This is a genomic window from Brevundimonas sp. (genome assembly GCF_051858995.1).
In the GTDB taxonomy this organism is placed as follows: Bacteria; Pseudomonadota; Alphaproteobacteria; order Caulobacterales; family Caulobacteraceae; genus Brevundimonas.
On sequence record NZ_JBHYGN010000009.1, the window covers coordinates 25,996 to 52,993 of the forward strand.

Genomic DNA, 26,998 nt, shown 5'->3' on the forward strand with positions numbered 1-26,998 from the left:
AGTCAGGGCGTGACCGGGCCGCCGTTGGCCGTGCGGCGAGCCTGGATTTCCGCCAGTCTTCGCCGCGCCTGGGTGGCGTTGCGCCCGCCGTGGGGATCGTTGGCTATGGGCAGCAGATAGGCCTCGGCCTCGTCGTCCAGACCCGCCGCGATCATCGCCTCGGCCGCGTCGCCCCTCAGGTTCAGGACCTGCGGCGCATGCTCGACCGCCATGCGCCAGGTCGTCAGGTCGTTCTCGGTCGGATAGTCGGAGGCGATCCGGCGGATGCCGGCGATCTCGGCCAGCACGCGATAGTCGGTCGGGTCGGCCGTATAGGCGCGCCGCAGGAAGGCCTGGGCCTCGCGATAGGTGGCGATCATCTGCGGCTGATCCGAAGTCTGTTCGGCGGTCTCGATCCGGCGCCGGGCGGCCATCAGCAGGGCCTCGACGTTGTCCGGCTCCAGCGCCAGCACCTGCTGCAGCGCGGCTTCCGCCGCCGTCGGGTCGCCCAGGGTCATCTCGGCGTTGGCCAGAACGGTCAGGGCCAGGGCGTCTCCGGGGTGACGCGCCGCCGCGGTCCGGGCCTGGGCCAGCAGGGCGGCGTCCTCGGTCCCCGGTCGCCGCTCGCGGATGTTCAGCCCGATCAGCAGCACGTCATCGGCGCTGTCCGGCAACTGGCTGACGTCCATCTGCGGATCGAGCGGCGGGGTGTTGATCTCGGCATAGCGCAGGCCGCGTTCCATATAGGCGTTCAGGTCGCGGCTCAGAGCCTCAGGCGTCGTCTGCATCCGCGTGAAGAAGGCCTCGACCGGATCGGAGCCGTTGCGCAGGTCGAGCAGATACTGGCCGAAGCGCTGCTGCCGCTCGCCGTCGTTCAGCAGATAGTGGGTCAGCAGCCAGGCCTGGGCGTAGAAGACGCCGCGCTGGCCCCGGCCTTCCAGCGTCATCGGGTCGATGGTCAGCAGGTCCGGGATCGACAGCCAGCGCTGCTCCTGCAAGGTCCGCAGCCGTCCGGGATCGGGCAGGCCCACCGTCGACTTGCCGCGCGCATCGACCGTCGCGGTGGCGAAATACTCGGCGTAGCCCTCGCGGAACCAGCCCGGATAGCTGCCGGGCGAGGTCTGGGACATGTAGTGGTGGGTGTATTCGTGCAGCAGCAGGTCGTCCCGCCGGCCCCGGATCAGGATGGCCCGGATGTCAAAGGCGCTGGCGCGATAAAGGCCATCGACGCCCTCGGGCAGGTCCGGCTGGACGATGCGCAATTCGCGCCCGTTCTCGACCAGATAGACCGGCAGCTTGCGCAGGCCGTCGGCGTTGGTGGGTACATTGGTGACGAAGCGCAGCAGGGCGTCGAACCGCTCCAGCCGGGCGGCGTAGTCGCGCAGGTTCCGCTCGGAGCCGTTGCTGTAGACGACGAAGTGGGCGGTCTCGGCCCGCCGCCAGTCGGCCAGCGCCTCCTGTGGGGCGGACAGGCCCAGAACCAGCGCCGTCCCGGCCAGCCACGCGCCGCGTTTCACGACCATCATCATCCCGATCTCCCAGCACACAGCCGAGACTAACCACCCGGCGCTGACGCCAACCTGACGAAACCTGATCAGTCTTCTTCCGACGCGCCTTCCGCCTCGGGACCGCCGCCGCGCTGGTGTTCGATCATGCCCAGCTTCTCACTGGCGGTGTAGTCGCCGGCGATCCCCGCCGGGAGACCGGGCTGGGCGATGCGCAACGCCCGCGCGTCCGCCACCAGATAGATCGGAAGCTTGCGCAGGTCGGCCTGAGCCGCGCCGCCGAAGCGAGCCCGCAGCAGGCTGTGGAACCGCTCCAGCTTCGCCGTGTAGTCGCGCAGCGATCGCTCCGAACCGTCGCTGTAGACCGCGAAATGCTGGCTCTCGGTCCGCCGCCATTCGGCCAGCGCGGGTGACGGCGCCATTCGGCCAGCGCAAGGCCGAGCAGAACGAGACGGATGATATGCGACAAGACAGGCCCCCCCCTGAGATGGGCGGCGCCCTAGGCCGGATTTCGCCGCGCGGTACAGCCTTGGGCGAACCTCGCTCGCCGTTCTGCTTGGGGGTTAGCCCCGTTCCTTGGTCTTGGTGAAGGCCACCTTGGGGAAGCGTTCGCTGACGTAGCCGGTCTCCCAGCTCGACTTGGCCAGGAAGACCGGGTCACTGTCGATGTCGGTGGCCATCTGGCCGCGGTACTTGCCCATGAAGTCCTCGACGTCGGCCTTGGTCCCCTCGGCGGTCGGGCCGATCCAGCGGGCTTCGGCGTAGGGGCTCGGCTCGAAGATGACCTCCAGCCCGTATTCCTCGCCCAGACGGTCGGCCATGACCTCGAACTGCAGCTGGCCCACGGCGCCGACGATGAAGTCAGAGCCGATTTCCGGGCGGAACAGCTGGGTCACGCCTTCTTCGGCCAGACCTTCCAGCGCCTTCTTCAGGTGCTTGGCCTTCAGCGGGTCCTTCACGCGCACGCGCTGCAGGATTTCCGGGGCGAAATTGGGCAGGCCGGCGAAGCGGATCAGGCCGTTTTCCGACAGGCTGTCGCCGACGCGCAGCACGCCGTGGTTCGGGATGCCGATCACGTCGCCGGCGAAGGCGTCCTCGGCCAGTTCACGGTCGCTGGCGAAGAACATGATGGGGGCGTTCACCGACAGCTGCTTGCCGGTGTTCTGGACCTTCAGCTTCATGCCGCGCTTGAAGCTGCCCGAGGCCATGCGGAACATGGCGATGCGGTCGCGGTGGTTGGGGTCCATGTTCGCCTGGACCTTGAACACGAAGCCGGTGACCTCGGTCGAGCCCGGCTCGACGGTCAGGTCGACCGGGGCGGGGGCGTTGCGGGTCTCGGGCGGGGCGGCCTTCTGGGCCTTCATCACCTTGGGCGCCGGGGCCCAGTCGCCGATGGCCTTCAGCAGTTCGTCGATGCCGAAGTGGCGCAGGGCCGAGCCCCACAGCACCGGGGTCATGTGCCCCTCGAGGAAGGACTGGACGTTGAAGGCCGGATAGCCCGCCTCGACCAGTTCCTGCGCCTCCAGCAGGGCCTCGTGCTCGCCCGCCTCGAAATACTGCGCGGCGTCGGCCAGCGGCAGGGCGTCGGGGTGGGGCACGTCTTCCTTCGAACCGGCCGGCTTCCTGGCGTAGGGCTGGAACCTGCCCGTACCCATCTCGACCATGCCGCGCAGGCGGTTGCCGCTCTCGGCGGGCCACCAGATCGGGGCGGGGTCCAGCTGAAGGCGTGACGCGATTTCGTCCAGCAGGGCCATCGGATCCTGGGCCTCGCGGTCCAGCTTGTTGATGAAGGTGATGATCGGAATGTCGCGCAGGCGGCAGACCTCGAACAGCTTCAGCGTCTGCGGCTCGATCCCCTTGGCGGCGTCCAGCACCATGATGGCGCAGTCGGCGGCGGTCAGGGTGCGATAGGTGTCTTCCGAGAAGTCCTCGTGCCCGGGGGTGTCGAGCAGGTTGAACATCTTGCCGTCGTGCTCGAACGTCATCACCGACGCCGAGACCGAGATGCCGCGCTCCTTCTCGATCTTCATCCAGTCGGACTGGGTGCGGCGGTTCTCGCCGCGCGCCCGCACCGCGCCCGCCGCGCGGATCGCGCCGCCGGACAGCAGGATGTGCTCCGTCAGCGTCGTTTTACCGGCGTCCGGGTGGGCGATGATGGCGAAGGTCCGGCGACGACCGGCTTCCTCGGGCAGGGAGAGCTTTGACATTGGACGCGGCACCTACCCCGGACCGGGCCGAAAGTCACCTGACGGCGGGGTGTCCGGCGGTTCGGTCTGTCACCGAAAGTGAATATCCCTTGGCAACGAAGGGATAATGGGATCATTGTTCAGTCAGGCGAGACGGTCCGGTCACGCAATCGGGCCCCGCCTTTGGAAACGAAGGAACGGACATGGCCCTGCATCACCCCATCGACGACCGCCCCGCCGCCCGTGAAGGCGGCCCTCACCCGGCGATCTGCCTCGCGCTCGGCTTCGGCGTGATCGCGCTAGGCGCGACCATCGTGCACATCGTCTTCAACACGCTGGTCTAGACCGGGGCGTCAGCCTTCCAGGGGCGACGCCGCGTCGCCCTCTTCATCCTCACCCACGTCCGGCGCCTCGGGCGGGGCTTCGGTCGAGACAGCGGACAGGCCCGCCTTCTCCCGCGCCTCGGCCAGCAGCGCCCGAACCGACGCGAGGTTCTCGCCGCCGTGCGGGTTGTTCGCCAGCGGCCCCAGCAGATAGGCCGCGTCCAGATATCGGTCCTTCGCCATCAGCAACCGGGCGGCCTCGACGGCCGTCGTTCCCAGTTGCGGAGCCAGCCGGAAGGCCGACTCGGCGATCACCACGTCATTGTCCGACGGATAGTTGGCGGCCTCGCGACGGTTCTCCAGCATGGCCAGATAGATGCGGTAGTCGAGCGGATCGGCTTCGTAGGCGGCGTTCAGGTGCGCCAGCGCCTGCCGTCGTAGCTGGCGGCGCGCCTCGTCTTCCTCGATGTCCTCAGACTGACGGGTCAGCACCGCCCCCATCAGCCAACGCACTTCGGCGTCGTCGGGAGTGAGGGTCATCGCATGCTCCAGCGTCGCCCGGGCGCCCGCCAGATCGTCCGTCTTGCGTTGCAGTTTGGCGAGGGTGACCAGCGGCAGCCGGTCGTTGGGATAGCGGTCGACCACGGCGCGGGCCTGCGCCACCAGAGCCGGGCCGTCATCGCCCAACGGACGAGCGGAGCGGAGGTCCAGCCAGATTGCATCTCCGGTGCTTCGCGGCAGCGAGGTCACGGTCGCGGTCGCGTTAGGCAGGGCCTCCTGCAAGGTGAAAGTCGTGATGCCCCGGCGCATGTAGGACCGCATCTCGGCGCCCAGTTCGTCAGGTGTGCGACCGATATTGACCTCCAGCGCCTCGATCGGATCATCGCCACGGGCAATGGCGATCAGATAGCCTTGAAGCTGCGCGTGGCGTTCAGGCGCGCCCAGCAGATAGTGGGTCAGCAGCCAGGCCTGGGCATAATAGGCGGCCCCGCGTTGCGCCGAATTGCCCGTCAGGCGTGAGCGAAGGACATCGTCCATCGGCACCCAGCTGTTGGTCTGGTTCAGGGAATAGATGCGGCCTTCACGATACAGGCCGTAGCGGATGCGCCCCATCCGCATGTCCGAGGGCGCGAAATACTCGGCGAACCCCTCCACGAACCAACCGGGGTAAACGGTGTTGTGGTACTGGAACATGTAGTGGTGGGCGTACTCGTGGAACAGCGTGTGGTCGCTGTCCTCATTGGTGACGTCCACCACAGCGTAGATGCGCTCGTCCGAGCGGCTGTAGAAGCCGCCGACGCCCCGGCCGATGCCGGGCCAGATTTCCTGCATGTCGTCGCGACCGTCCGCCAGGTAGATCCAGAGCTTCGGCGCGATGACGTCGTCGGTATCCGGCGGCAGGAATCGGAACAGCATGGCGTGGAAGCGCTCGACCTTGCGGGCGTATTCCGAAATGGCGCGATTGCTGGTGTCGCCGACGATGACGAAATGCTCGGTCTCGGCCTTCAGCCACTCCGCCCGAGCGGGCGCGGCGGTGAACAGAAGCGCGGCGCCGACGGTCAGGGCCACGGCCTTGAGCAGGTTGGAAAAGGTCATTCGCGTCCCCCGAAGCGATCAGTCCCGGATGTTGAAGGCACGGCCTGCTGGCAAGCAAGCGTCACCGGCGCCGCAGATCATGCCCCATCCTCGCCCCCCGCGTCCTCGTCTCCGGGCGGCGGGACTGAGGGATCGGCGGGCTCCCGCTCGGGCGGTCGCGCGGCGGCGTCCTGGGCGGCGTCGATCTCGGCCCAGCTCAGCGGCGGCTGGCGCGCTTCGGCGCGTTCCAGAAGGGTGCGGGCGGTGTCCGCGGCGCCGCCGCCATGCGGGGCGTTGGCCAGCGGCCCCAGCAGGGCGACCGCTTCATCGAACTTCTCCGCATGCATCATCGCCGCGGCGAAGCCCAGCCGGATGCCGGGCAGCTGCGGCGCGCGCTCGTAGGCCAGCTGCCAGGTCAGCAGATCATTCTCGGTCGGATAGTCCCGCGCCGCCTCGCGGACCTGGGCCAGCATGTACAGGGTGTAGTACTGCTCCGGATCGGCGGCGTAGGCGCGGCGCAGATAGCTCTGGGCCTGGATCAGACGCCGGGTCTGGTCCTCGCCCTCGTCGCGGGACAGACTCATGTACCGGCTGGCCATCAGCTGCAGGGCCTCGACGTTCTCTGGCTCGCGGTCCAGCAGGCGGGTCAGCACCGCCTCGCCCGCGACCGGATCGCCGAAATGCAGTTCGGCATGGCCGAGCTGGAGCAGGGCGAACGGATCGTCCGGGTGGCGGGCCGCGCGCTGGCGGACAAGGGCGGCGGTGGCGGCGCGTTGGTCGTTGGCCACGCCCACCTTCAGCCGCTGTCCCAGCAGCAGAAGGTCGTCCGCCGACGGCGGCAGGCGGGTGATGGTGATCTCCGGCTCCGCTCGCGTGACCTCATAGACGCTGATCTGCAGCGAACCGCGCATGTAGGACTGAAGCCGGCTGCGCAGCTGGTTCAGGGTCAGTCCGGTCGCCTCCTCCATGGCGCGGATGGGATCGCCGCCCTCCTGGACCGCGCGGATGTAGGCGCCCAGTTGAGCCCGCCGGGTCTCGTCGCTCATGAACCAGTGGGTCATCAGCCAGGCGACCGGATAGTAGGTTTCGCGGCTGGAGCCGGACCTGAGCTCGCCCATCTGTTTGCCCAGCAGATCCGCCAGCGGGATCCACGAGGCGCCCATCAGCCATTCCGCGCGGTTCTGGTTATAATCGCCGATCCGGATGACGTTGTCCCGCACCTCGGCGGTCATGAAATACTCCGCCATCCCCTCGACCAGCCAGGCGGGCAGGTTTCCCGCCGATCCGTGCTGGAAGCTGAAGTGGTGGAAATATTCGTGCAGCAGGAAGTCCATGTCCTGATCACGAATGGCCGTGGCGAAGATGCCCTCGGTCGTCGGACCGTAGAAGCCGGCCACGTGAGCCGGCAGGTCGGGCCGGATCTCGCGCAGGCCGGATCGTCCGCCGACCAGATAGATCGGCAGCTTGCGGGCGGGCGGCTCGTCCACCGGCAAGCCCATCCGCGCGCGCAGGATGTAGTCGTACAGCTCCAGCGTCCGCGCCTGACGGCGCAGCGAGGTCTCGCTGCCCTGAGAGTAGATGATGAAGTTGGCGCTCTCGGCCCGCCGCCATTCGGCATGCGCCGGGGTCGCGGCCAGAAGCAGGGCGCCCACGGCCAGAACCGCGGCTTTCAAACGAAACAGAATGCGCACCCGAGCCCCCTTACTGCCGTCGCGACCCTAGCGGGCGCGTCGGCGGGGGTTCAAGCGAAGATCGTGTTAAGCGGCCAGACGCATCCAGACGGCCTTGTCGGCGGCCACGGCGTCCAGCTTGCCCTTGGTGGCCCGGGTCTGCAGCTGGCGCATCACCATCTCGGGCAGGGCGCAGAACTGCGGCTCGACCAGATCGGGATTGCAGCCGACTTCCGGCGCGGCGAACAGGGCGGCGTTCACGTCCGGCGAGCGGTCGTGGATCAGCCAGGCCAGACGGCGCGCGCGTTGCGGGTCGTTGTGGTGCAGCAGCGGGTCCTCGGCGAACAGCTCGCAGCCGAGTTCCAGCACATAGTCCAGCTCCAGCGCTTCGAACCGGCGCGCGTCGCCGGCCGTGACCGGGCAGGCCTCGTCCAGATCAAACACGACGTCGTTCAGAAGAAACAGCATCCGGAACACCCACCATCACGTCGGGCTCATTCGGCCCGTTGAAGGTGACCATAGGCGCCCCGGCTTGAGGTTCCGTGTGCGAACGCAGTTAAGGATTTGCGACGACGGCGGCGGACGTTAACGGATGGGTTGTCATGATGGGTGAGGCGTGAACGACACCGGGATTTCGAAGACCCTGTCCTACTGGCTCAGGCACGCGCCGGAGGCGGCGGGGCTGATGCTGGACGCGCAGGGCTGGACCGACACCAGCGCGGTGATGGCGGCCCTGCGGGAGAATGACGCCAGCCTGGATTTCGACCGGCTGATGCGCGTGGTCGAGCTCAGCGACAAGCAGCGGTTCGAGCTGTCGGCGGACACCGGGCGCATCCGCGCGCGGCAGGGCCACTCCGTCGCGGTCGACCTCGACCTGCCGCCGGTCACGCCGCCGGACGTGCTGTACCACGGCACGCCCGAGCGTTTCCTGGACGCCATCCTGTCAGAGGGGCTCAAGCGGCAGGCGCGCCATCACGTGCACCTGTCCGCCGACATCGAGACCGCGAACAAGGTCGGCCAGCGTCGCGGCAAGCCGGTGATCCTGACCATCGACGCGGCGGCCATGGCGGCGGACGGCGCCGTCTTCTTCGTGACCTCCAACGGGATCTGGCTGACGGACCATGTCCCGCCGGAGCGGCTATCCGCCTGATGTTTCGCCCGCCACCTTCTCGGTGATGAAGTGACGGCCCTCGCGGTCCTCGATCTCGACGATCCAGAGGTCGGGGTCGTAGCGGATCTGGCGCTGCAGATACTCGTCCAGCTCGCTCTCGAACGCGCTCTCGACCGGCTGCATCCACAGGCGTTCGCCATCGGGGCCGAAGGCTTCACTATAGAGTCGGGCGCGCCGCTCGGCGGTGTTGAACACCTTCACAATGACCGTTCCCGCGCGCGCGTCTCCCTTGCGCGCGACCGTGGCGAAGGCCCCGCCGATCTCGGCGCGGCGGATCAGGGCGGCCACCCAGACGTCACTCGATAGAAGCAATTCGCTAACCCTGCTCGGACACCGGACCTGAACGCTCGATGCGTAGGGTGCGGGGCATGACGATACGGCAGAACGCCCTGAAGACCCAAGCGCGCGTGACGACGGCCCTGATGGCCGCAGTGACCCTGGTCGCGCCTGTGTCGGCCTTCGCCGGTCCCGCCGACACCTATTACGAGCGCGCCTTCGTGGTCGCCGCCGACGCCCGCTGCAACCTGTTCCAGCCGCATATCGAGCGCGCCCTGGTCGCCGCCACCGCCCAGGCGCGGGGCGCGGCCCTGCGCTCCGGCGCCGCCGCGACGGAACTGAGCGAGGTCGCCTATCGGGCGCAGGCGCGCGCCGGCGCTGTCTCCTGCGGCGATCCGGAGCTGGCGGTGGTCAAGGGCCGCGTCGACGGCGCCTTCGCGGGCTGGTCGCGCATCGCCCGAATGACCTTCCCCGGCGACCGGCTGCACTGGGTCGCCAACCGTTCCGGCTACGCCAGCCCCACCTGGCGCCTGCAGCAGGCCTCGGTGGTCGGCGCCTCGCCGGTCACCTTCGGCTATGCGGGCAAGGGCGATCAGGGCGAGCTGACCGCCGTGGTCAGCTGGTGGGGTCGGCCCCGTCCGACCGCCGCCCGCCTGGTCTTCCGCGACACGGCCAAGGCGCCGCGCCCGTGGCTGGCCGGGAACAATCTGATCCCCGCCTCGGCCCAGGCCAGCCTGTGGTCCTCGGGCGTTTCGGCTGCTGACCCGACCCTGCTGGCCGACGGCAAGCGGGCGGGCGACGCCTGGCGCTTCAGCCCCGCCGCCGCCGAAGCGCTGGAGAAGCTGGACCCGCGCGAGGCCTTCGCCATCGAGTTCCACTTCCGCGACGGCAGCGTGGCCACCGTCCCGTTCGAGGCCGGCGACTTCGCCGCAGGTCGCGCCTTCCTGGCGATGGGCAGCCTTTAGGCCCCTGCCGCCACGCGCTCAGCCGCCGTTGGTCGCCACCGGCAGGGGGATGATCTCGGCGCCGCCTTCCGGAGCGGGGGCTTTCGCCACCAGCGCCACCGGCATCCGCACCGTCACCGCCGTGCCTTCGCCCAGGGTGCTTTCGATGCTCATCCGCCCGCCGTGCAGTTCGGCGAAGGCGCGGACCAGCGACAGGCCCAGACCGGTGCCCTGACGCCGCTGCTCCGGGGCGCCCGCCTGTTCGAACGGACGGCCCAGACGCTTCACGTCCTCCGGTGCGATGCCGACGCCGGTGTCGGCGACGATGACTTCCAGATACGGGCCGATCGCCTCGACCGTCACGGTGACGGCCCCGCCCTCGTGGGTGAACTTTACCGCGTTGGACAGCAGGTTCAGCGCGATCTGCTTCAGGGCGCGGCGGTCCGCCGACACCTCGACCGCCTCGTTGGGCAGGACGCTCGACAGGGTCACGCCCTTGTCCTCGGCGTTGACCCGGACCAGCGCCATGGCGTCCGACACCACCTCGCGGGCGTCGAACTTTTCGACCGCCAGGGTGTAGCGCTCGGCCTCGATCTTGGAGACGTCCAGCAGATCGTTGATCAGGTCCAGCAGGTGGCCGCCCGCCTGATGGATGTTGTCGGCGTATTCGGCGTAGCGATCCGGGATCGGGCCGAACAGGCGCTGGCGCATGATGTCCGAGAAGCCCAGCACCGCGTTCAGCGGTGTACGCAGCTCGTGGCTCATATTGGCCAGGAAGCGGGTCTTGCCCTGTTCGCGGGCCTCGGCCTCGTTGCGGGCGACCTCCAGCCCCAGCTCGCGGGCGTACTGGGCGGTGGCGTCAAAGGCCTGCGCGATCAGGCGCGGGGCGGGGGCGGCGGGATCGTCCAGACGGCGGATGATGAACTGTACGCGGCGGTCGAGCGCCAGTCGCGGCGCCAGGGTCGCGGCGCCCTCATGTCCGTTCGCCGCCCGGTCCAGCGCGGCCAGCAGGCGCGGACGGTCCGGGGCGTGGATCGCGGCCACCAGTCCCTGCTCGAACAGCGGGTCGACCGGCAGGGACGACGGCGGCGCGCCATAGGCCGCCACCACCCGGCCCGAGGGCTCCAGGATCAGGGTCAGGCCGGGCTGGGCCGCCATCAGGGCCTCGACCCGGCGCACCTCGGCCTCGGCGGTGGCCATCCGCTGCTCGCGCTGCCGCCACGACAGGCGCACGGCCAGCGCCGCCGCCGCCGCCGTCAACACCGCCGACAGGGCCGCCAGCGCGGGCAGGTGGGCGCCCGGTCCGCCCAGCATCCAGCTGGTCGCCAGTCCGGCGAGGGCCGCCACGCCGACGCCCAGCGCGCCCGTCTGCACCAGCCGCGGGCCGCCCAGGGCGATCCCCGCCGCCAGCGGCAGGAAGACAAAGCCCGCCAGCGGGCCGGTCAGGCCGCCCGACAGGGCCGCGGTGGTCGCCGCCGCCATGCCCCAGACCCCCATCAGGATCAGCCGGTCGCGGAAGGCGTCGTTCTTCAGCAGGTTCAGCCCGATCAGCCCGGGCACGATCATGGCCAGAACGCTGTAGAAGACGGGACCCTCGACCCCGCCGATCCAGCGCGCGCCCAGCGCCAGCAGGGCGGCGGCCACGGCCCAGCCCGCGTGCCACGCGGCCAGCGGGGCGCGATCACCGGACCCGGCGCGGGCGGCGGTCTCCATCGGCTCTGGACGTTGGCTGGGGTTCAAGGGCGGGCGAAAGGACGGGAGGACGGCGAAATTACCTCCGCCAGCCTAGCCGCCCGTCTGAGTCGTCCAAAGTGCACACCCCCGTCAGGCGACTGCCCGGACAGATTTCCGGGGATGATCGACGTGGTTGTCGTTAACGCGGCATCGGCCTATCTGGCGCCGATGAGCATCCCGCCCCCCATCGACGCCGTCCTCGCCGAGTTGATCGAGGAGTTCGACCTTCTCGGCGACTGGGAAGGCCGCATCGAATACGTGATCGATCTGGGCAAGGATCTGGAAGCGTTGCCGGAAGCCGACCGCATTGACGCGAACAAGGTGCCCGGCTGCGCGGCGCAGGTCTGGCTGGCGGTCCGCCGTGAGGGCGACCGGCTCCACTTCATGGCCGACAGCGACAGCGCGCTAAGCAAGGGCAATATCGCCCTGCTTCTGCGGCTCTATTCGAACCGGACTCCGGCGGAGATTCTCGGCTTTGACGCCCGCGCGGCGCTGGACCGGCTGGGCCTGCCTTCGGCCCTGACCCGCCAGCGCGCCAACGGCCTGAACAGCATGGTCGGCCGCATCCGGGACGCGGCGACCGCCGCTCAGTAATAGAGGCCGCGGATGGTCAGGGCGGGGCGGGCGCCGTCTTCCTCGACCACGCGGACTTCCAGACGATACTCATCCGGATTGCGGGTGCGGCGGTCCCACTGGCGCGGCGCGCTCTCGTCCGTGCTCCAGTAGCGGTCGTCGCGAAAGGCGCGACGGCCCAGGTCGCCCAGTTCGCGCGCGCCGGCGCGGGTCGACGAAAGGGCGCAGGTCACGGTGTAGACCTGGGCCTCGCCGTCCTCGATCGTGCCTTCCTCAAGGCGCAGCCGCCAGGCGCCGTCGTGCGAGACCAGATTCACCTCCGAGGCGAACTCCTCCAGCGGCTGGCCCCGCTCATTGGCCGGACGGCGGAAGCGCAGCTCGCGCGCGGCGGCGATGGCCTTTTCGAAGCTCTTGCCGCGGGTGGCGTAGGGCAGGCAGACCTCGACAAGGATCCGGCCGGTCAGGTTCTGCTGGGCCTCCGCCGGGGTCGCCGGCGCGCTGACCGCGCCGAAAGCCAGCCCCATTGCGAGGCTGCACGCCACAACTGCCTTCACGACCATCCCCCGAAAGTCCGGCGTCGCCCGGCCGCGCCGCCTTAAAAACAAGGACGCGCCCCCTCGGGAGCGCGTCAGACCTTTACCTTAGGACCGTTGTTCACCGGGCGAAAGTTACCAGCTTGTAAGGTTGGCGGGGCGGGTCACAGCAGTCGGTAGTGGCGGGCCAGCAGGGTCAGGCCGTGCTGCAGCAGGGCCTTGCCGGTCCGGCGGCGCAGGCCCAGCGCCTGTTCGGCGGCCTGCAACGGCGTCGCCGTGATGCAGACGGTCCGCACCAGCTCCCGTGCGGGACCGCAGGCGGCCAGGGCCTTGTCGATCCGTCGCGCGGCGGCCAGCGCCCGGTCGCCCGGTCCGTAACCCCACGGTCCCCCGCCCGCCGAGGTCCCCGGCAGGGCGTCCCAGCGCATGGTGACCGAGGCGCCGCGCAGCGCGGTCTCGGCCTCGATTTCCAGCTGCTCCGCCGCCGCGACCTGGGCCGGGCTCAGCCATGGCTGCCCGTCCGCCCCCGTCCGGCCCGCCAGCCAGCGGATCGGCGATGGCGTCAGATTGGCCCGCAGGTCCGAAAGACTCCCGTCCGGCTCCATCACCACGCGGACGCCTTCGGTGACGCCGGGTCGTCCTGGCATGGGCGAGGGCAGTGGCGCGCCAGTCGTCCAGCCGCCGCCGACGCGCGGCGTCAGGCCTGGCTCGGCCTTCAGGGCGCGGAACTCGGCCTCATCCAGTGTCAGCATCACCCGCGACCGCCGGTCCGGCCCGTTGCGCAGGGCGTAGCCGTCCGGGGCGCAGTCCAGCCAGCCCTCCGGCAGGGCCAGCAGCCGGCGCGCCCGCTCCAGCCTGTGCTCGCCGCTCATGCGGGCAGCTCGCAGCGGGGCGTGTCCAGGATATCCCGCATCGACCGCTCCAGCCGGTTCAGCAGGTCGTCCAGCCAGGGGCGGTCGCGCTCGTCCTCGGCCCAGCGGCAGGCCTGCGCGGCGGTCGCCCGGTTCATGTCGAAGGCCGTGCCGATCCGCTCGAACGGCCAGCCGAAAGTCACGTGCGACAGATACATCGCCACCCACCGCGCCCGGCAGGCCTGTCCGTGCAGCCGCACGCGGTGCTTCATCCTGTCCGCCGGCACCCCGGTCGCCGCGGCCACCAGCTGCAGCGCCAGCGCCGCTCTCAACCGGTCGCCGCCCGGCGCGGCGCTCCGATAAGGGTCTTCCATTGTGTCCCATCTCCGTCATCACCCGGCGCGCTCTGGATCGGTGCGCTTCGAGATAGGACTATATTCCTTCGATGCGTCGAGATTGGTCGTATGGACCGGCGGTTTGGGAAAAAGTTCGACTGGTTGACTCGCCGAGTCTCGACGCCGATTCGCAAATCAGCCTAGATTCGCCGTTAACCAATCCCATTAACCCTTCTTAAGGTTTTGAGGGGTTAACGTCCGAACAAGGTTACCCGGAAACGGGACAGTAATATCTACGGCCAAGCTCTGCCTGGAGGGGCACCCAATGCGCGTCCTGCTAATCGAAGATGATCACGCGACCGCGCAGAGCATCGAGCTGATGCTGAAGTCGGAAGGCTTCAACGTCTACACCACCGATCTTGGTGAAGAGGGCATCGACCTCGGCAAGATCTATGACTACGACCTCATTCTCCTCGACCTGAACCTGCCGGACATGAACGGCCTGGAAGTCCTGCGCCAGCTGCGCGTCGGCAAGGTCAATACGCCGGTCATGATCCTGTCGGGCACCTCGGAAATCGAGACCAAGGTGAAGACCTTCGGCGGCGGCGCCGACGACTACATGACCAAGCCCTTCCACAAGGACGAGCTGATCGCGCGCACCCACGCCGTGGTCCGTCGTTCGAAGGGCCACGCCCAGGCGATCATCCACACCGGCGAGATCGCCGTGAACCTGGACGCCAAGACGGTCGAGGTGAACGGTCACCGCGTCCACCTGACGGGCAAGGAATACCAGATGCTGGAGCTCCTCTCCCTGCGTAAGGGCACGACCCTGACCAAGGAGATGTTCCTGAACCACCTGTACGGCGGCATGGACGAGCCCGAGCTGAAGATCATCGACGTCTTCATCTGCAAGCTGCGCAAGAAGCTGGCTACGGCCGCGGGCGGCAAGCACTACATCGAAACCGTCTGGGGCCGCGGCTACGTCCTGCGCGACCCGGCCGAAGGCGCGCTGCCGGCCTCCGCCGCCGCCTGATCCTTCAGGGAAGAAACGTCAGAAAATCGAGCGCCCGCCGGAGAGATCCGGCGGGCGTTTCGCTGTCCGGCTTTCAAGGACGGAAAATCCACGTTCACCGATCAGGTGAACATCGATCACATTTCTGAAACAATGCCGCAAAGCGTTGCAGCCAAAGGCTCCGACGCGCATTTCCCCTTCGCCTCCCCGGCATAGTTTGGAAACGCCGCCCCCTCCCTCGGGGCTTCGGAAAGTAAAAAAGCATGACCTCCACCAAGTCGCTGTTCGCCGGCGTGGCTCTTGCCGCGCTGGGCGTCGCTGTTGCGTCGCCGGCCTTCGCCCAGTCCTATTATCTGCAGGAGCAATCCGCCCGCGGCGCCGGTCGCGCCTTCTCCGGCGAAGCCGCCGACACCGGCGTGTCCTCGCTGTGGTGGAACCCGGCCGCCATCGCCCGTTCGGGCCGTGAGGTCACCTTCGGCGCCCACGCCGTGGCCGTGAACTCGGAAGTCCGCAACGCCGGCTCCACCCTGACCTATCCGGGCGCGATCACCGTGCCGGTCCAGGGCGTCAGCCCGAACCTGAGCCCGATCGAAAGCGGCATCGTGCCGAACTTCGCCATCGCCACCCCGATCGGCGACCGCTTCGCCGTCGGCCTGGCCATCGCCGCCCCGTACAACTTCACCACCAAGTACGAAGCCGACTCCTTCGCCCGCTATGACGCCATGACGTCCGAGCTGCGCTCGGCCAACGTCGGCCTGGTCGGCGCCATGAAGGTCACCGACTGGCTCGACCTCGGCGTCGGCGTCGACGCCCAGTATGTGAAGGCCAAGCTGACCTCGGCCCTGCCGAACCTGTCGCCGACCCTTCCGGACGGCTTCTCCTCGCTGGAAGGCGACGGCTGGGACTACGGCTGGAACGTCGGCGCCCAGGCCCACTTCGGCAAGCTGGACCTCGGCCTCAGCTACCGCTCGGCCATCGAGCATGAGCTGGACGGCGACGTCGTCATCTCGGGCCTGCTCGGCCCGCTCGCCGGTTCGAACGTCAACACCGGCGGCACGGCGGGCTTCAGCACCCCGTCCTACATCGCCGCTTCGGGCCGTTACGCCCTGACCGACCGCCTGACCCTGAACGCCCAGGTCAACCGCATCGGCTGGTCGGAGTTCGACAACATCGACGTCGTCTATCCGAACGGCGGCCAGGTCATCCGTCTGGACTACAAGGACGTCACCACCGGCGCCGTCGGCTTCGACTACGCCGCCAGCGACCGTCTGACCTTCCGCGGCGGCATCGGCTACACCCCGACCCCGACCCGTGAAGGCGAGCGCACCGCCCGCATCCCGGACTCGGACCGCTGGCTGATCTCGGGCGGCATGACCGCCAAGGCCACCGACCGCATGTCGGTCGACTTCGGCCTGACCTACATCGCCTTCCAGGACGGCGACGCCCACAGCGACCGCACCCAGTACGCGGGCACCCCGGCGGCGGTTCAGTCCAGCCTGCGTGGCGAGACCGAAGGCTACGGCCTGGTCTGGTCGCTCGGCACCCGGATGGCGTTCTAGGTCACGCCGCTGATCGGGCTTCCGGCGGGCGATACAGCCAGTCCGCCGGAAGGCCCATGCGAACACAGGCGCGGGCCGGAGGGGCGCTTTCGAGCACCAGCCGGTCCGCCGCCTTCGCCATCGTCCGCACCAGCGGGCGCTCCAGCGGGGACAGCCCCGCCGCTTCCAGCCCCAGCCGCGCCTTCAGCGCCGGGGGCAGCAGATCCACCGCCGCCTTCACCAGCAGCGGCTGCGCAAGCCGACCGCCGCCCGGCAAGGCCGGGGCCCGGCGAATGATCTCCAGAAACTCCGTGATGATCGGCGAGGCCTCCAGCCGTCCGTCCATCGCCGCCAGTGTCGCGCGCCACTCCGCCACGTTCCGCGGCGCGTTCATCGCCCCATACAGCCGCGCCGCCGGCGCCGCCTCGGCGAAGGCCTGATCCTTCAAAGCGTCGCCCAGCGGCTCGACCCAGCGGTCATAGGCCTCGATGAAGCCGCAGGACGCCGTCGCCTGCACCCAGTCCAGCAGATCCGGATCATCAGCCGCATAGGCCTGCCCATGCTCGCTCGTCCCGGTCACGCGCGCGTGCCTGCGGTTCACCCCCTCGATCATGGCTTCGGCCACCTCATGCGGGGCATAGACGGCGACCATGGCCGCCAGCCCGGTGCGCCTCAGCCGTGTCACCGGATCGGTCCGGAAGCTGGTGTGGTCCCACACCCCCGCCCGCACCTTCGGCTCGGCCAGTTCCAGCAGCACCGCCGCCACCCCGCCGATGAACAGGGAGATGGGGTTCTTGAACAGCCGCCACGACATCGAGTCCGGCGCGGTCAGGGCGGGCGCGCCCGCCGGCGTGGCGAAGTCGATCTGGAACCCGTCCGCGGACATCAGCGCGCGCGCCGCATCCTCGACGCGCATCTGGAGCGGGGCGGGGAGGCGGATGGGGCCCATGCGGGTTCAAGGCATGGGGCTCCGCGGGGTTCCGCCGGTTCGGATATCGCGGGGATTTCGGACTTGAACTTTCGGCCTGAACCCGGTCTCCTCAAGCCAAAGTCGGATGAGGCACATATGACGGGATCATCGAAAATCGGATCGATCGAGGACGCGCGGGTGACGGTCCGGACCGGCACGCTACTCGACGCCCAGACCTCACATCGGACCCACATCAACACCCAAACCCGGACCCGGGGCGACGTCGCGACGGGACACGTTCAGACCGATACCTCGGTTTCTTCGAGCTCTTCAGAGCAAATCCGCCTGTTCATCCAGGAGGATGGTGGCCGCGAATTCGAAGCGATCGCGACCAATGCGGGTTTTGGGTTCAGGCCGGGACAACGCGTCTCCGTCTTCTATGTCGGCGCCCAACGGAACGACAATCCCGATCCGGTGGGTCTGATCAACCACTCGACCGGATCGTGGCGGGTGTTCGAAAGCGATGTAAAGCGTCAGGTCGTCGAACCGATTACTGTCGTCGACGTCCTGCGGCTCGTCCTCGGGCTCATCCTCATCGTGGTGGGTCCGGTCCTGGTCTGGAACATCTGGAGCGGCGTAGCCGACGGCATGCGGGCCGATTGGCAGGAGGCTAATCTCGGCGAGCTGTTCTTCAAGGCAATGACAGCGCTGGTCGTCGGCGTTTTCGGCGGCATGTTCGCCACCAGCCTGCTTCTGGCGGTCGGTGTGAATCTCGGGCTGCTGCCCCGGCCGAAGCCGTCGATTACCAGCCAGATCATGGATCAGGTCCAGCAGGCCAAGGCTGAGGCCGTAGAGGCAGAAGGGCGGCGCGCGACGTCCGTTTCCAGCTGATCCCGCAGCCCGGGCCGTCGCTCAGCCGCCCAGCAGCACGTTCGCCAGCGCCATGGTGAACCAGATGCCGCCGGCGACCATCATGATGAGGCCGAAGTTGAAGGCGTCGGCGGCCCGGCCTCTTTTCTTTGTGTGCTGGACGCTGGCGTCATAGTTCTCGAACTGGACAACGCCTCCCCCTGTTCTGTTCTCGAACTCATACCGCTTAGCATCGTGCAGGAGCTTGCGGCCCTTGCTGAAGAGAAGGACGCCGGCGATCATGATCGCGGCGGATATCAGGACCCAGATCATCGCTGTCCCTTGGGTTCGGCGCGGGAAAAGTTAACTCTACCCCAGCTTTGGTTCAGGGCAAGATTGCACTCGCCCGCCCGCCGTGAGGCGACGCCGGATCATCCGCGGTCCTTTTTGATTATTCGCATCGTGAAACGCCCGCCGGATCGCTCCGGCGGGCGCGTCTGTCGTCAGTCCAGGTGGGACTTACGCCTTGGCGGCGTAGCCCTTGCCGCCGTTCGACGGCTTCCGGCGACGCGGACGGCGCTTCATTTCACCGACCGGCTTCGGCTCATTGGCCGACGGCGCCGAGGTGTGGCGCGGGTCGTTGTGGGTCTGGCGACCGCGATCGCGGGCCATAGGGTCGAAGGCGCGTTCCGGCGTCGGACGGGCCTCGGCGGCGCGGCCCTTGCGGACGCGGTGCGGTTGCCCGCCGCCTTCCAGCTTCACGCCGTCGCGGCGCGGGTTGCGCGGGCCGCGTTGCTGCTGCTGGCGGTCGCCACGACCGTCGTCCGGCATCGAAGCCTTGTTCTTCACGCCCGAGGCCATGATCGACTGGTCCAGCAGGGCCAGCGACTTGTCGTTGCGACGGTCGCTCGACGGGATCTTCTGGCGCGTGACCTTCTCGATGTCCTTCAACAGCTTCATCTCGTCGCCGGCGACGAAGCTGACGGCCGAACCGTCCTTGCCCGCGCGGGCCGTACGACCGATGCGGTGCACATAGGCTTCCGGCACATAGGGCAGTTCGAAGTTCACGACGTGCGAGACGCCGTCCACGTCGATGCCGCGCGCGGCGATGTCGGTGGCGACCAGCACGCGCAGCTTGCCGGCCTTGAAGGCCGCCAGGGTCCGCTCACGCTGCGGCTGGGACTTGTTGCCGTGGATGGCGCCGGCCTCGACGCCGCCGGCTTCCAGATAGGCCGCGACCTTGTCGGCGCCGTGCTTGGTCTTGGTGAAGACCAGGCAGCGCGTGTACTCCGGATCGGCGAACATCTCGGCCAGCAGGGCCCGCTTGCGGCCTTGCTCGATGTGGATGACCGACTGGTTGATGCGCTCGACCGTGGTCGACTGCGGCGTCACCTGCACCTTGACCGGGTCCTTCAGCAGATCGCCGGCCAGCTTGCCGATCTCCGACGGCATGGTGGCCGAGAAGAACAGGTTCTGGCGCTTGGCCGGCATGCGGCTGACGATCTGGCGGATCGGCTTGATGAAGCCGAGGTCAAGCATCTGGTCGGCCTCGTCCAGCACGAAGATTTCGGTGGCCGACAGGTCCAGATTCTTCTGCTGGATATGGTCCAGCAGACGGCCCGGGGCGGCGACCAGGATGTCGAGGCCCTGGTTCAGCGAGCGTTCCTGCCCGCCGTACTTCACGCCGCCGAAGATCACGGCGACGCGGAAGCCCAGGTGCTTGCCATAGGCCTTGAAGCTCTCGCCGATCTGGGTGGCCAGTTCGCGGGTCGGGCTCAGGATCAGGGCGCGGGTGGTGCGCGGCACGGGGGCGACGCGGTTGGCGGCCAGACGGTGCAGGATCGGCAGGGCGAAGGCGGCGGTCTTGCCGGTGCCCGTCTGGGCGATGCCCAGCAGGTCCTTGCCCAGCATCACGTCCGGGATGGCCTTTTGCTGGATCGGGGTCGGGGTCTCATAGCCTTCCGCCTTCAGGGCGGAGAGCAGGGCCGGGTTCAGGCCCATGGAGTCAAAGGTGGCTTTGCTCACGGAGCGTCTTCTTTCGCATGCGGCGACGCGCATCAGCCATGGCTCGAGAGCCGTAAGGGCCGCGCACCGCCAGTCCCGATTGGAGCCTCATCGGAGGCCTTCGGGGTGGATCGGGCGCCGCCCCGCGTGTCCGGGCAGCGAATGAATATGAGAGGCCGGCGGCTTCTACAGACAGGCTTCCGGGGAGGGGAGCCCACACGCGCTGGAGACGCCGGAGATCGCAAAATGCTGCGATGCAGCGGGCAGATGGGCCTGAAAGGTGTTCAAGTCAAGGCGTGGCGGTGAGAGCCTCATCACGGTCAGCAGTCGCCACTCGATATCTGAAACGTCAGCTCTGGCCGCGGCGGCGATGATCTCCACGACCTGAAGGTCCAGAACTTCGTTGAAACCGGTCGGATTTCTGAAAACCAAAAGGCCCGGCTGGCCGCCGCGTACCGATTTGAATTCCGAGTATCGGTTCAACCGCCTGCGGGTATGGCCACTGGCTCGGACCTGAATCTCTAGGATGGCGGCTTCTGCGTTGGGGTAACGCTCACGCCACTCGGCGACCATGGCGAGGTTGTGTACCCGCACGCGCGCCTGTGTCGCCTCCAGATCGAAGGAGGGCGGCGCGCGTCGGCTGATCTTCTCGTAGAGATGTTCGAGGGTCACTGACCGGACCCCAGCAGCCCCACCGCCATATTGACCGTCAGCGCCACCACCACGGTGTTGAAGACGAAGGCCGTCAGGCTGTGCACGGTCGAGGTGCGGCGCAGGCCCCGGTCGGCGATCTGCACGTCCGCCGTCTGCGACGCCACGCCGATGATCAGCGAGAAATGCAGGAAGTCCCAGTAGTCTGGCTCGGGATCGTCGCCGGGAAACAGCAGGCCGCCGCGATCCCCTTTCTTCCCCGCCGAATAGAAGACGTGGGCGTAATGGAAGGCGAAGATGACGTGCACGAACAGCCAGGACAGGGCGACCGTGACCAGCGCCAGCACCGCCGGTCCGCCACCGCCGGTCGCGGCCTCGCCCACCACCACCACCACGCTGCCGACCGCCGCGATCAGGGCCAGCGGCAGGATGGCCGGGCCGGCCTCGTCCAGCGCCGAGGCGCGCTTGCGGATGGCGTCGGCGGAGCGGGTGCGCAGCACCTTGATGGCGCTCTCGGCCAGGAAAAGCCCGACCCCGATGTCCCACGCCAGCGCCACCCTCGACGGCCACCCGCCGGGGATCGGCCAGAACAGGCCCGACCCCGCGATCAGGATCAGCAGGGCCAGGGGCCAGTGAAGACGGAGCCAGGTCATGGCCGGAGAGTGCGCCTTGCCGCGTCGCGCGCAAGTCCTTCTCCCCTTGAGCGAGAAGGAAAGCCGGTGCGTCCAATTCCGACGCATCGCCCTGCTATCTTGCCGCCTTCGGGTCTTTGACATCGCCGCACCCATAGACGGGATAGACGGTTTAGACGGTGTATTTCGACCGTCTCCGAACTCTGGACGACTGGCGCCGATTACACTCTTTACCCCCTGTTTTTTCCGGCGCGAATTTCCTCCCGCAACTGCGAAATCCGCTCGACTTCCCCTACGTGATCACGGAATGTTACAGCCTCGCTCCGGGAGATGCTGATGTCGATGACGCCGCGCGCTGGCCTGCAGGTCGCACAGGAACTGGCTGATTTCATTGAGCAAGAGGTGCTTCCGGGCATCGGGATCGAGGCGGATCGCTTCTGGACCGGGGCGGCCGACCTGTTCGAACGCGCCCATGTCGGCAACCGCGCCCTGCTGGATCGCCGCGACCAACTGCAGGCGAAGATCGACCAGTGGCACAGCGACCGCGCCGGTCGTCCGCAGGATCCCGCCGCCACGACCGCCTTCCTGCGCTCCATCGGCTATCTGGTCCCCGAGCCGGCGCCGTTCAGCATCCACACCGACAAGGTCGACGCCGAGGTCGCCACCCTGGCCGGACCGCAACTGGTGGTGCCCGCGCTCAACGCCCGCTTCGTGCTGAACGCCGCCAACGCCCGCTGGGGCAGCCTGTATGACGCCCTCTACGGCACGGACGCGCTCGGCGACCTGCCGCCGCCCGGACCCTATGACGCTGCCCGCGGCGCCCGCGTCGTCGCCCGCGCCAAGGCCTTCCTCGACGAGGCCGTGCCTCTGGAAAGCGGGTCCTGGGCGGAGCTCGGGGACCCGTCGAACGGCATCGCCCTCAAGAACCCCGCCCAGTACGTCGGCCAGACCGACAAGGGCCGCGTCTTCCGCCACAACGGCCTGCACATCGAGGTCGTCTTCGACCCGTCCCATCCCATCGGCGCCACAGACCCGTCGGGCATTTCGGACGTGGTGCTGGAGGCCGCCCTGTCGACCATCGTCGACCTCGAGGACTCCATCGCCGCCGTCGACGCGGCCGACAAGGTCGCGGCCTACCGCAACTGGCTGGGCCTGATGACCGGCGAACTGGTCGAGACCTTCGCCAAGGGCGGTCAGACCCTGACCCGGGCCCTGAACCCGGACAAGGCGGTCACCGCGCCGGACGGCTCGACCCTCACCCTGCCGGGCCGGTCCCTGCTGTTCGTCCGCAACGTCGGCCATCTGATGACCACGCCCGTCATCCGGCTGGAGGACGGGTCGGAGGTGTTCGAGGGCGTGCTGGACGCCCTCGTCACCTCGGCCATCGGCGCCCACGACATCAAGGGGCTGGGCCGGTTCCGCAACAGCCGCGAAGGCTCCATCTACATCGTCAAACCCAAGATGCACGGCCCGGACGAGGTCGCCTTCACCGACGAGCTGTTCGGTCGCGTCGAGGACATTCTGGGGCTGGACCGCTGGACGCTGAAGGTCGGCGTGATGGACGAGGAACGCCGCACCTCGGCCAACCTCGCGGCCTGCCTGTGGCAGGTCATGCACCGGCTGGTCTTCATCAACACCGGCTTCCTCGACCGCACCGGGGACGAGATCCACACCGCCATGCACGGCGGTCCCGTGGTCCGCAAGGCGGAGATGAAGGCCTCCGACTGGATCAGCGCCTATGAGGCTCGCAACGTCGCCATTGGTCTGGCGTGCGGCCTCGACGGCAAGGCCCAGATCGGCAAGGGCATGTGGGCCGCGCCGGACCAGATGCAGGCCATGCTCGAGCAGAAAGCCGCCCATCCCAAGACCGGCGCCAACACCGCATGGGTCCCGTCGCCGACCGCCGCCACCCTGCATGCGCTCCACTACCACCAGACCGATGTCTTCGGTCTCCGGGCCGAGATCGCGACCCGTCCGACGCCCGGCCTCGAACCCTTGCTGACCGCGCCTCTCGCCTCAGGCCGCAACTGGTCAGAGCAGGAGGTCGCCGAGGAGTTGGAGAACAACGCCCAGGGCCTGCTCGGCTACGTCGTCCGCTGGATCGATCAGGGCGTCGGCTGCTCCAAGGTGCCCGACATCCACGACGTCGGCCTGATGGAGGACCGGGCCACCCTGCGCATCTCGTCCCAGCACATGGCCAACTGGCTGCTGCACGGGGTTTGCACGGCGGAACAGGTCGAGGCCGCCCTGCTGAAGATGGCCGCCCGCGTCGACGCCCAGAACGCCGCCGATCCGCTTTATGAGCCGATGGCCGCCAACCCCTCGGGCAGCATCGCCTTCCAGGCCGCCCGTGCCCTCGTCTTCGAAGGCGTCCAGCAGCCCAGCGGCTACACCGAGCCGCTCCTGCACCGGTTCCGGGCGGAGAAGAAGGCTGCGAGGGAGTAGGGCTCAGGAATTAGGGGAGGCGCGCTCGGGCTCCCTAAGCCCCAACTCCTACGCCCCAATTCCTCCTACTGCTCACTCCCCGAGCGCCACAGATTGTTCGTCAGCGGCTCAAGGATGTAGGCCAGCGCCGTGCGCTTGCGCAGCAGGATGATCACCTCCGCCGGGGCGCCTGGACGCAGGGTCTCGGCGCTGCGGCCCAGCTTCGCCAACTCGCTGGCCGGGACCACGATTTCGGCGCGGAAATAGGTCGCGCCGGTCTGCTCGACCGTGAAGCTGTCGGCCGAGATGCGCGACACCCGGCCGTGGACGATCGGCGGGTTCCGCTCGCGCAGGCCCGGGAATTTGACCTCGGTCTCCTGGCCGACCTGCAGGTTGTCGACATCGGTCGGGCTGACCTGGGCGACGATGACCTGCGAGGCGTCGTTGGGAACGACCTCCATCAGGGTCTGGCCCGGCTGGATGACCCCGCCCTGGGTGAAGATGGTCAGGCCGACGACCTGGCCGGTCGCCGGGGCGCGGACCTCGGCGCGAGCGATCTGGGCGCGCAGCTCGACCATCCGGGGCCGCAGCTCGTTCAGCTGCACATCGATCTGCCGCAGCTGATCGGCGACGTCCTCGCCCATCTTGGTGTTGACCCCGGCCATCTGCAGCCGGGTCTCGCCGACCGCCTCGCGCGAGCGGGCGATCTGGGCGCGCAGCGAGCCGAGTTCGCCGTCCAGCTGGGCGGCGCTGCGCTCCAGCGCCCGGACCCGGGTCTGCGGCGCATAGCCCTTCTCGGCCAGGCCGCGCATGCCGGTCAGCTCTTCCTGGATCAGGCGCTGCTGCTCGATGTTGGACTCGATCTGCCGCTCATAGCCGTCGATCTGGTCGTTCAGCTGGGCGATCCGCTGGCTGAGCACGCCGGTCTCGGTCGAGCGGCCGGTGCGGCGGGCGCCGAACTGAAGCTGCTGGATGCGCAGGCTCTCCTGCGCCAGCGCCGCGTCCTCGGGCGGCAGGCCGTTGAACTCCTGCGGCGTCGGGATGGCGCGCAGACCGTCGCGCTCGGCGACCAGTCGCGCGCGCTGGGCCAGCAGGGCGTAGACCTGACCGGCGACGCCGCGCTCGGTGGCCTTCAGCTCGCCGCTGGACAGGGTCAGCAGGATCTGGCCGCGCTGGACGGTGTCGCCCTCGGCCACATGCAGGGCGCTGACCACGCCGCCCTCGCGGTGCTGCACCGCCTGCCGGTTGCCGGAGACGGCGACCTGGCCATGGGCGAAGGCCCCGGCGTCCAGCGGCGCGAAGGCCGCCCAGCCGAGGAACAGCACGAAGAAGACGAAGATGATCCCGCCGCCGATGAACAGTTCCAGCTTCGGCGCGTCGGTGATGATCACCGGGCCCGACGGCGCCTCGGGCGCGGGGCTGATGGGGCCGAGGGGCGGCACGGCGGAGGCTTCCGGCGCCGGGGCGGCCGGGTCGTGGGGCGCTGCGGCGTCGGTCATTGGCTGTTTCGCGGAGGCTGGGCGGCCGGACCGGCGACACGCGCCGGGGCCTGTTGCTGGGCCTGCGGCTGCGCGGGGGCAGGGCCGGGCTGGCCGGGCGCGCGGGGCGCGGCGGCGCGCATCTTCTCAAGCACCTCCTCGCGCGGGCCCTCCATCTGGACCATGCCGTCGCGCATCATCAGCAGGCGGTCGACTCGGGCCAGAACCCCGGCGCGGTGGGCGATGATGACCACGGCGGCGCCCCGCGCCGCGGCGCCGAGGATGGCCTGCATCAGGGCGGCCTCGCCCTCCTGATCGAGGTTGGAGTTGGGCTCGTCCAGCACCAGCAGGACCGGCTCGTTGTAGAGCGCCCGGGCCAGGGCCACGCGCTGCGCCTGGCCGGCCGACAGGCCCTGACCGAACGGCCCCAGCATCGTGTCATAGCCTTGGGGCAGGCGCAGGATCAGGTCGTGCGCGCCGGCCTGCATTGCCGCCTTCACGGCGCTGCGGTCCGCGGTCTCCTGGTCGACGCCGGTCGCCGTGGCGAAGCGCGAGATGTTGTCCTTGATCGAGCCCGCGAACAGGCTGGGGACCTGCGGCAGATAGCCGATCCAGCGCGCCAGCTCGTCGCCCTCGCGGGCCTCGTATTCGGCGCCGTCCAGACGGATCGCCCCGGCCTGCGGCTTCAGGGCGCCGGCGATGACGCGGGCGAGGGTGGTCTTGCCCGAGCCGCTGGCGCCGACGACGCCGAGGGTCTCGCCGGGCTTCAGGACGAAGGCGACGCTGCGCAGTTGCGGGTTCTCGGTGTCCGGGAACTTCACCGACACGCCCTCGACCTGCAGACGGCCCTTCGGGTCGGGCAGGGCGGTGCGCTCGCGTTCGACAGCGGCGGTGCCGCTGAACAGTTCGGTCAGGGTCTTCCAGCTGGTCACGGCCTGCACCAGGCTGGGCCAGACGCCGACCAGCAGTTCGACCGGCGCCACGGCGCGGCTGAGCAGGACGGAGGAGGCGATGATAGACCCCTGCGAGATGTCGCCCTTCACGGCCAGATAGGCGGCCAGACCCAAGGCGGCGGACTGCATCACCAGACGCAGGAACTTGATCGCGCCCGAATAGCGGCCCCCGGCCAACTGTGCGTCGGCCTGGGCGGCGGTGGCGTGGCGGCGCTGCTCGACCTGACGCGCGATGGACGACTGGCGCATGCCCAGGGCGCGGACGACCTCGGCCTGCCCGGCGATGCCCTCCTGGGCGGCATAGGCGCTGTTCTGCGACTGGATGGCCTTGTTCAGGCGCGGGCGGGTGTCCCGCTCGTTCAGCCAGGCGAGGGTGAACAGGGTGATGCCGCCGATCAGGGTCAGCACCCCGATGGCTGGGTGCAGCAGGAAGCAGCACAGCAGGTAGATCGGCGTCCAGGGCGCGTCGAACAGGGCCAGCATGCCCTGACCGCCGATGGCGCCGCGCACATTGTCGAACTCGCGCAGGGCCTGGGTGTTCGGCGACTTGGCCTGCAGGTCCATGACCCGCTGCAGCACCTTGCCCGACAGCATCCGGTCCAGCCGCAGCCCGGCGCGCAGCATCAGCCGTCCGCGCAGCCAGTCCAGCCCGGCCAGGGCGGCCAGCGCCAGCACGGCCACGATGGTGATCAGGGTGAGGGTCAGGATGCCGCCCGTCGGCACGACCCGGTCGTACACCTGCATCATGTACAGGGTGGGCGTCAGGTAGAGCAGGTTGACGAGCGCCGAGAACACCGCCGCCCACACGAAGTGCGACTTGCAGGCCTTCAGCGCCTCGGCGAGGGGCTCGGTCCCGGGCTTGCTGGGAAGCAGATTTTTCAGCACGTGCGGG

General features: G+C 68.8%; 26 protein-coding genes. 8 read left to right on the forward strand and 18 right to left on the reverse strand.

Translation table 11 applies throughout. From position 1 onward, the window contains the following. Window positions 1-2 precede the first annotated feature (2 nt). The 3 genes from ACTIEF_RS09725 to ACTIEF_RS09735 form a co-directional block, all read right to left on the reverse strand. The gene (locus ACTIEF_RS09725) at window positions 3-1,508 is read right to left on the reverse strand and encodes a tetratricopeptide repeat protein (protein ID WP_439471936.1); all 1,506 of its coding nucleotides are present in this window, start codon (window positions 1,506-1,508) and stop codon (window positions 3-5) included. A gap of 65 nt (window positions 1,509-1,573) precedes the next feature. Beyond that, window positions 1,574-1,906 (reverse strand): hypothetical protein, encoded by a 333-nt coding sequence (locus ACTIEF_RS09730; protein WP_439471937.1) that lies wholly within the window; start codon window positions 1,904-1,906, stop codon window positions 1,574-1,576. A gap of 141 nt (window positions 1,907-2,047) precedes the next feature. Beyond that, window positions 2,048-3,691 (reverse strand): peptide chain release factor 3, encoded by a 1,644-nt coding sequence (locus ACTIEF_RS09735; protein WP_439471938.1) that lies wholly within the window; start codon window positions 3,689-3,691, stop codon window positions 2,048-2,050. Between the two features lie 182 nt (window positions 3,692-3,873). Between ACTIEF_RS09735 and ACTIEF_RS09740 the strand changes: the two genes are divergently transcribed. After that, complete coding sequence (locus ACTIEF_RS09740) at window positions 3,874-4,014, forward strand: hypothetical protein (RefSeq protein WP_439471939.1); 141 nt, start codon at window positions 3,874-3,876, stop codon at window positions 4,012-4,014. Between the two features lie 9 nt (window positions 4,015-4,023). Here ACTIEF_RS09740 and ACTIEF_RS09745 read toward each other — a convergent pair whose 3' ends face one another. The 3 genes from ACTIEF_RS09745 to ACTIEF_RS09755 form a co-directional block, all read right to left on the reverse strand. Then, window positions 4,024-5,589 (reverse strand): DUF1570 domain-containing protein, encoded by a 1,566-nt coding sequence (locus ACTIEF_RS09745; protein WP_439471940.1) that lies wholly within the window; start codon window positions 5,587-5,589, stop codon window positions 4,024-4,026. Window positions 5,590-5,666: 77 nt separating this feature from the next. Continuing rightward, window positions 5,667-7,259 carry a hypothetical protein gene (locus ACTIEF_RS09750; protein ID WP_439471941.1) on the reverse strand — a complete coding sequence of 531 codons (1,593 nt, stop codon included), beginning with the start codon at window positions 7,257-7,259 and terminating at the stop codon, window positions 5,667-5,669. Window positions 7,260-7,325: 66 nt separating this feature from the next. Next, window positions 7,326-7,706 (reverse strand): hypothetical protein, encoded by a 381-nt coding sequence (locus tag ACTIEF_RS09755; protein WP_439471942.1) that lies wholly within the window; start codon window positions 7,704-7,706, stop codon window positions 7,326-7,328. 148 nt (window positions 7,707-7,854) lie between these two features. Here ACTIEF_RS09755 and ACTIEF_RS09760 point away from each other — a divergent pair, with 148 nt between their 5' ends. Beyond that, entirely contained in the window at window positions 7,855-8,388 is a 534-nt protein-coding gene (locus ACTIEF_RS09760) for an RNA 2'-phosphotransferase (RefSeq protein ID WP_439471943.1), read from the forward strand. On the opposite strand, the gene ACTIEF_RS09765 is transcribed toward ACTIEF_RS09760, so the two are convergent. Next, window positions 8,377-8,721, reverse strand: a complete 345-nt coding sequence (locus tag ACTIEF_RS09765; RefSeq protein WP_439471944.1) for a DUF1491 family protein — start codon at window positions 8,719-8,721, stop codon at window positions 8,377-8,379. The genes ACTIEF_RS09760 and ACTIEF_RS09765 overlap by 12 nt on opposite strands. A gap of 56 nt (window positions 8,722-8,777) precedes the next feature. Here ACTIEF_RS09765 and ACTIEF_RS09770 point away from each other — a divergent pair, with 56 nt between their 5' ends. Continuing rightward, entirely contained in the window at window positions 8,778-9,650 is an 873-nt protein-coding gene (locus ACTIEF_RS09770) for a hypothetical protein (protein ID WP_439471945.1), read from the forward strand. An 18-nt stretch (window positions 9,651-9,668) separates the two neighbouring features. Here the strand turns inward: ACTIEF_RS09770 and ACTIEF_RS09775 are convergent, their stop codons facing one another. Beyond that, window positions 9,669-11,342: a sensor histidine kinase gene (locus ACTIEF_RS09775; protein ID WP_439471946.1), complete on the reverse strand. Its 1,674-nt coding sequence runs from the start codon at window positions 11,340-11,342 to the stop codon at window positions 9,669-9,671. Window positions 11,343-11,531: 189 nt separating this feature from the next. Between ACTIEF_RS09775 and ACTIEF_RS09780 the strand changes: the two genes are divergently transcribed. Beyond that, window positions 11,532-11,957, forward strand: a complete 426-nt coding sequence (locus ACTIEF_RS09780) for a SufE family protein (protein WP_439472204.1) — start codon at window positions 11,532-11,534, stop codon at window positions 11,955-11,957. On the opposite strand, the gene ACTIEF_RS09785 is transcribed toward ACTIEF_RS09780, so the two are convergent. The 3 genes from ACTIEF_RS09785 to ACTIEF_RS09795 all read right to left on the reverse strand — a co-directional run bounded on the left by ACTIEF_RS09785 (window position 11,951) and on the right by ACTIEF_RS09795 (window position 13,694). After that, the gene (locus ACTIEF_RS09785) at window positions 11,951-12,490 is read right to left on the reverse strand and encodes a hypothetical protein (protein ID WP_439471947.1); all 540 of its coding nucleotides are present in this window, start codon (window positions 12,488-12,490) and stop codon (window positions 11,951-11,953) included. The genes ACTIEF_RS09780 and ACTIEF_RS09785 overlap by 7 nt on opposite strands. Window positions 12,491-12,633: 143 nt before the next feature. Continuing rightward, on the reverse strand, window positions 12,634-13,341 hold the full coding sequence (locus tag ACTIEF_RS09790) for a DUF6456 domain-containing protein (RefSeq protein WP_439471948.1): 708 nt from the start codon (window positions 13,339-13,341) through the stop codon (window positions 12,634-12,636). Beyond that, window positions 13,338-13,694 (reverse strand): chromosomal replication initiator DnaA, encoded by a 357-nt coding sequence (locus ACTIEF_RS09795; RefSeq protein WP_439471949.1) that lies wholly within the window; start codon window positions 13,692-13,694, stop codon window positions 13,338-13,340. The genes ACTIEF_RS09790 and ACTIEF_RS09795 overlap by 4 nt, the downstream gene beginning before the upstream one ends. Window positions 13,695-13,980: 286 nt before the next feature. Here ACTIEF_RS09795 and ctrA point away from each other — a divergent pair, with 286 nt between their 5' ends. Then, a complete protein-coding gene (gene ctrA, locus ACTIEF_RS09800; RefSeq protein ID WP_376861897.1) occupies window positions 13,981-14,688 on the forward strand; it encodes a response regulator transcription factor CtrA in 708 nt (235 codons plus the stop codon). 242 nt (window positions 14,689-14,930) lie between these two features. Beyond that, a complete protein-coding gene (locus tag ACTIEF_RS09805; protein WP_439471950.1) occupies window positions 14,931-16,226 on the forward strand; it encodes an OmpP1/FadL family transporter in 1,296 nt (431 codons plus the stop codon). A 1-nt stretch (window position 16,227) separates the two neighbouring features. Here ACTIEF_RS09805 and ACTIEF_RS09810 read toward each other — a convergent pair whose 3' ends face one another. After that, complete coding sequence (locus tag ACTIEF_RS09810; RefSeq protein ID WP_439471951.1) at window positions 16,228-17,154, reverse strand: oxygenase MpaB family protein; 927 nt, start codon at window positions 17,152-17,154, stop codon at window positions 16,228-16,230. A gap of 117 nt (window positions 17,155-17,271) precedes the next feature. Here ACTIEF_RS09810 and ACTIEF_RS09815 point away from each other — a divergent pair, with 117 nt between their 5' ends. Continuing rightward, window positions 17,272-18,006: a hypothetical protein gene (locus ACTIEF_RS09815; RefSeq protein WP_439471952.1), complete on the forward strand. Its 735-nt coding sequence runs from the start codon at window positions 17,272-17,274 to the stop codon at window positions 18,004-18,006. Window positions 18,007-18,027: 21 nt separating this feature from the next. Here ACTIEF_RS09815 and ACTIEF_RS09820 read toward each other — a convergent pair whose 3' ends face one another. The 4 genes from ACTIEF_RS09820 to ACTIEF_RS09835 form a co-directional block, all read right to left on the reverse strand. Next, a complete protein-coding gene (locus ACTIEF_RS09820; RefSeq protein ID WP_439471953.1) occupies window positions 18,028-18,297 on the reverse strand; it encodes a hypothetical protein in 270 nt (89 codons plus the stop codon). Window positions 18,298-18,483: 186 nt separating this feature from the next. Then, window positions 18,484-19,989, reverse strand: a complete 1,506-nt coding sequence (locus ACTIEF_RS09825) for a DEAD/DEAH box helicase (protein ID WP_439471954.1) — start codon at window positions 19,987-19,989, stop codon at window positions 18,484-18,486. A gap of 165 nt (window positions 19,990-20,154) precedes the next feature. Then, entirely contained in the window at window positions 20,155-20,640 is a 486-nt protein-coding gene (locus ACTIEF_RS09830; RefSeq protein ID WP_439471955.1) for a hypothetical protein, read from the reverse strand. Beyond that, on the reverse strand, window positions 20,637-21,272 hold the full coding sequence (locus tag ACTIEF_RS09835) for a DUF1345 domain-containing protein (protein ID WP_439471956.1): 636 nt from the start codon (window positions 21,270-21,272) through the stop codon (window positions 20,637-20,639). The genes ACTIEF_RS09830 and ACTIEF_RS09835 overlap by 4 nt, the downstream gene beginning before the upstream one ends. A gap of 315 nt (window positions 21,273-21,587) precedes the next feature. Between ACTIEF_RS09835 and ACTIEF_RS09840 the strand changes: the two genes are divergently transcribed. Next, window positions 21,588-23,696: a malate synthase G gene (locus tag ACTIEF_RS09840; protein ID WP_439471957.1), complete on the forward strand. Its 2,109-nt coding sequence runs from the start codon at window positions 21,588-21,590 to the stop codon at window positions 23,694-23,696. 65 nt (window positions 23,697-23,761) lie between these two features. Here the strand turns inward: ACTIEF_RS09840 and ACTIEF_RS09845 are convergent, their stop codons facing one another. Beyond that, window positions 23,762-25,174 carry an HlyD family type I secretion periplasmic adaptor subunit gene (locus ACTIEF_RS09845; RefSeq protein ID WP_439471958.1) on the reverse strand — a complete coding sequence of 471 codons (1,413 nt, stop codon included), beginning with the start codon at window positions 25,172-25,174 and terminating at the stop codon, window positions 23,762-23,764. Continuing rightward, window positions 25,171-26,991, reverse strand: coding sequence for a type I secretion system permease/ATPase (locus ACTIEF_RS09850; RefSeq protein WP_439471959.1), 1,821 nt, complete (start codon window positions 26,989-26,991; stop codon window positions 25,171-25,173). Before ACTIEF_RS09850 ends, ACTIEF_RS09845 begins: the two co-directional genes overlap by 4 nt. Between the last annotated feature and the right edge of the window lie 7 nt (window positions 26,992-26,998).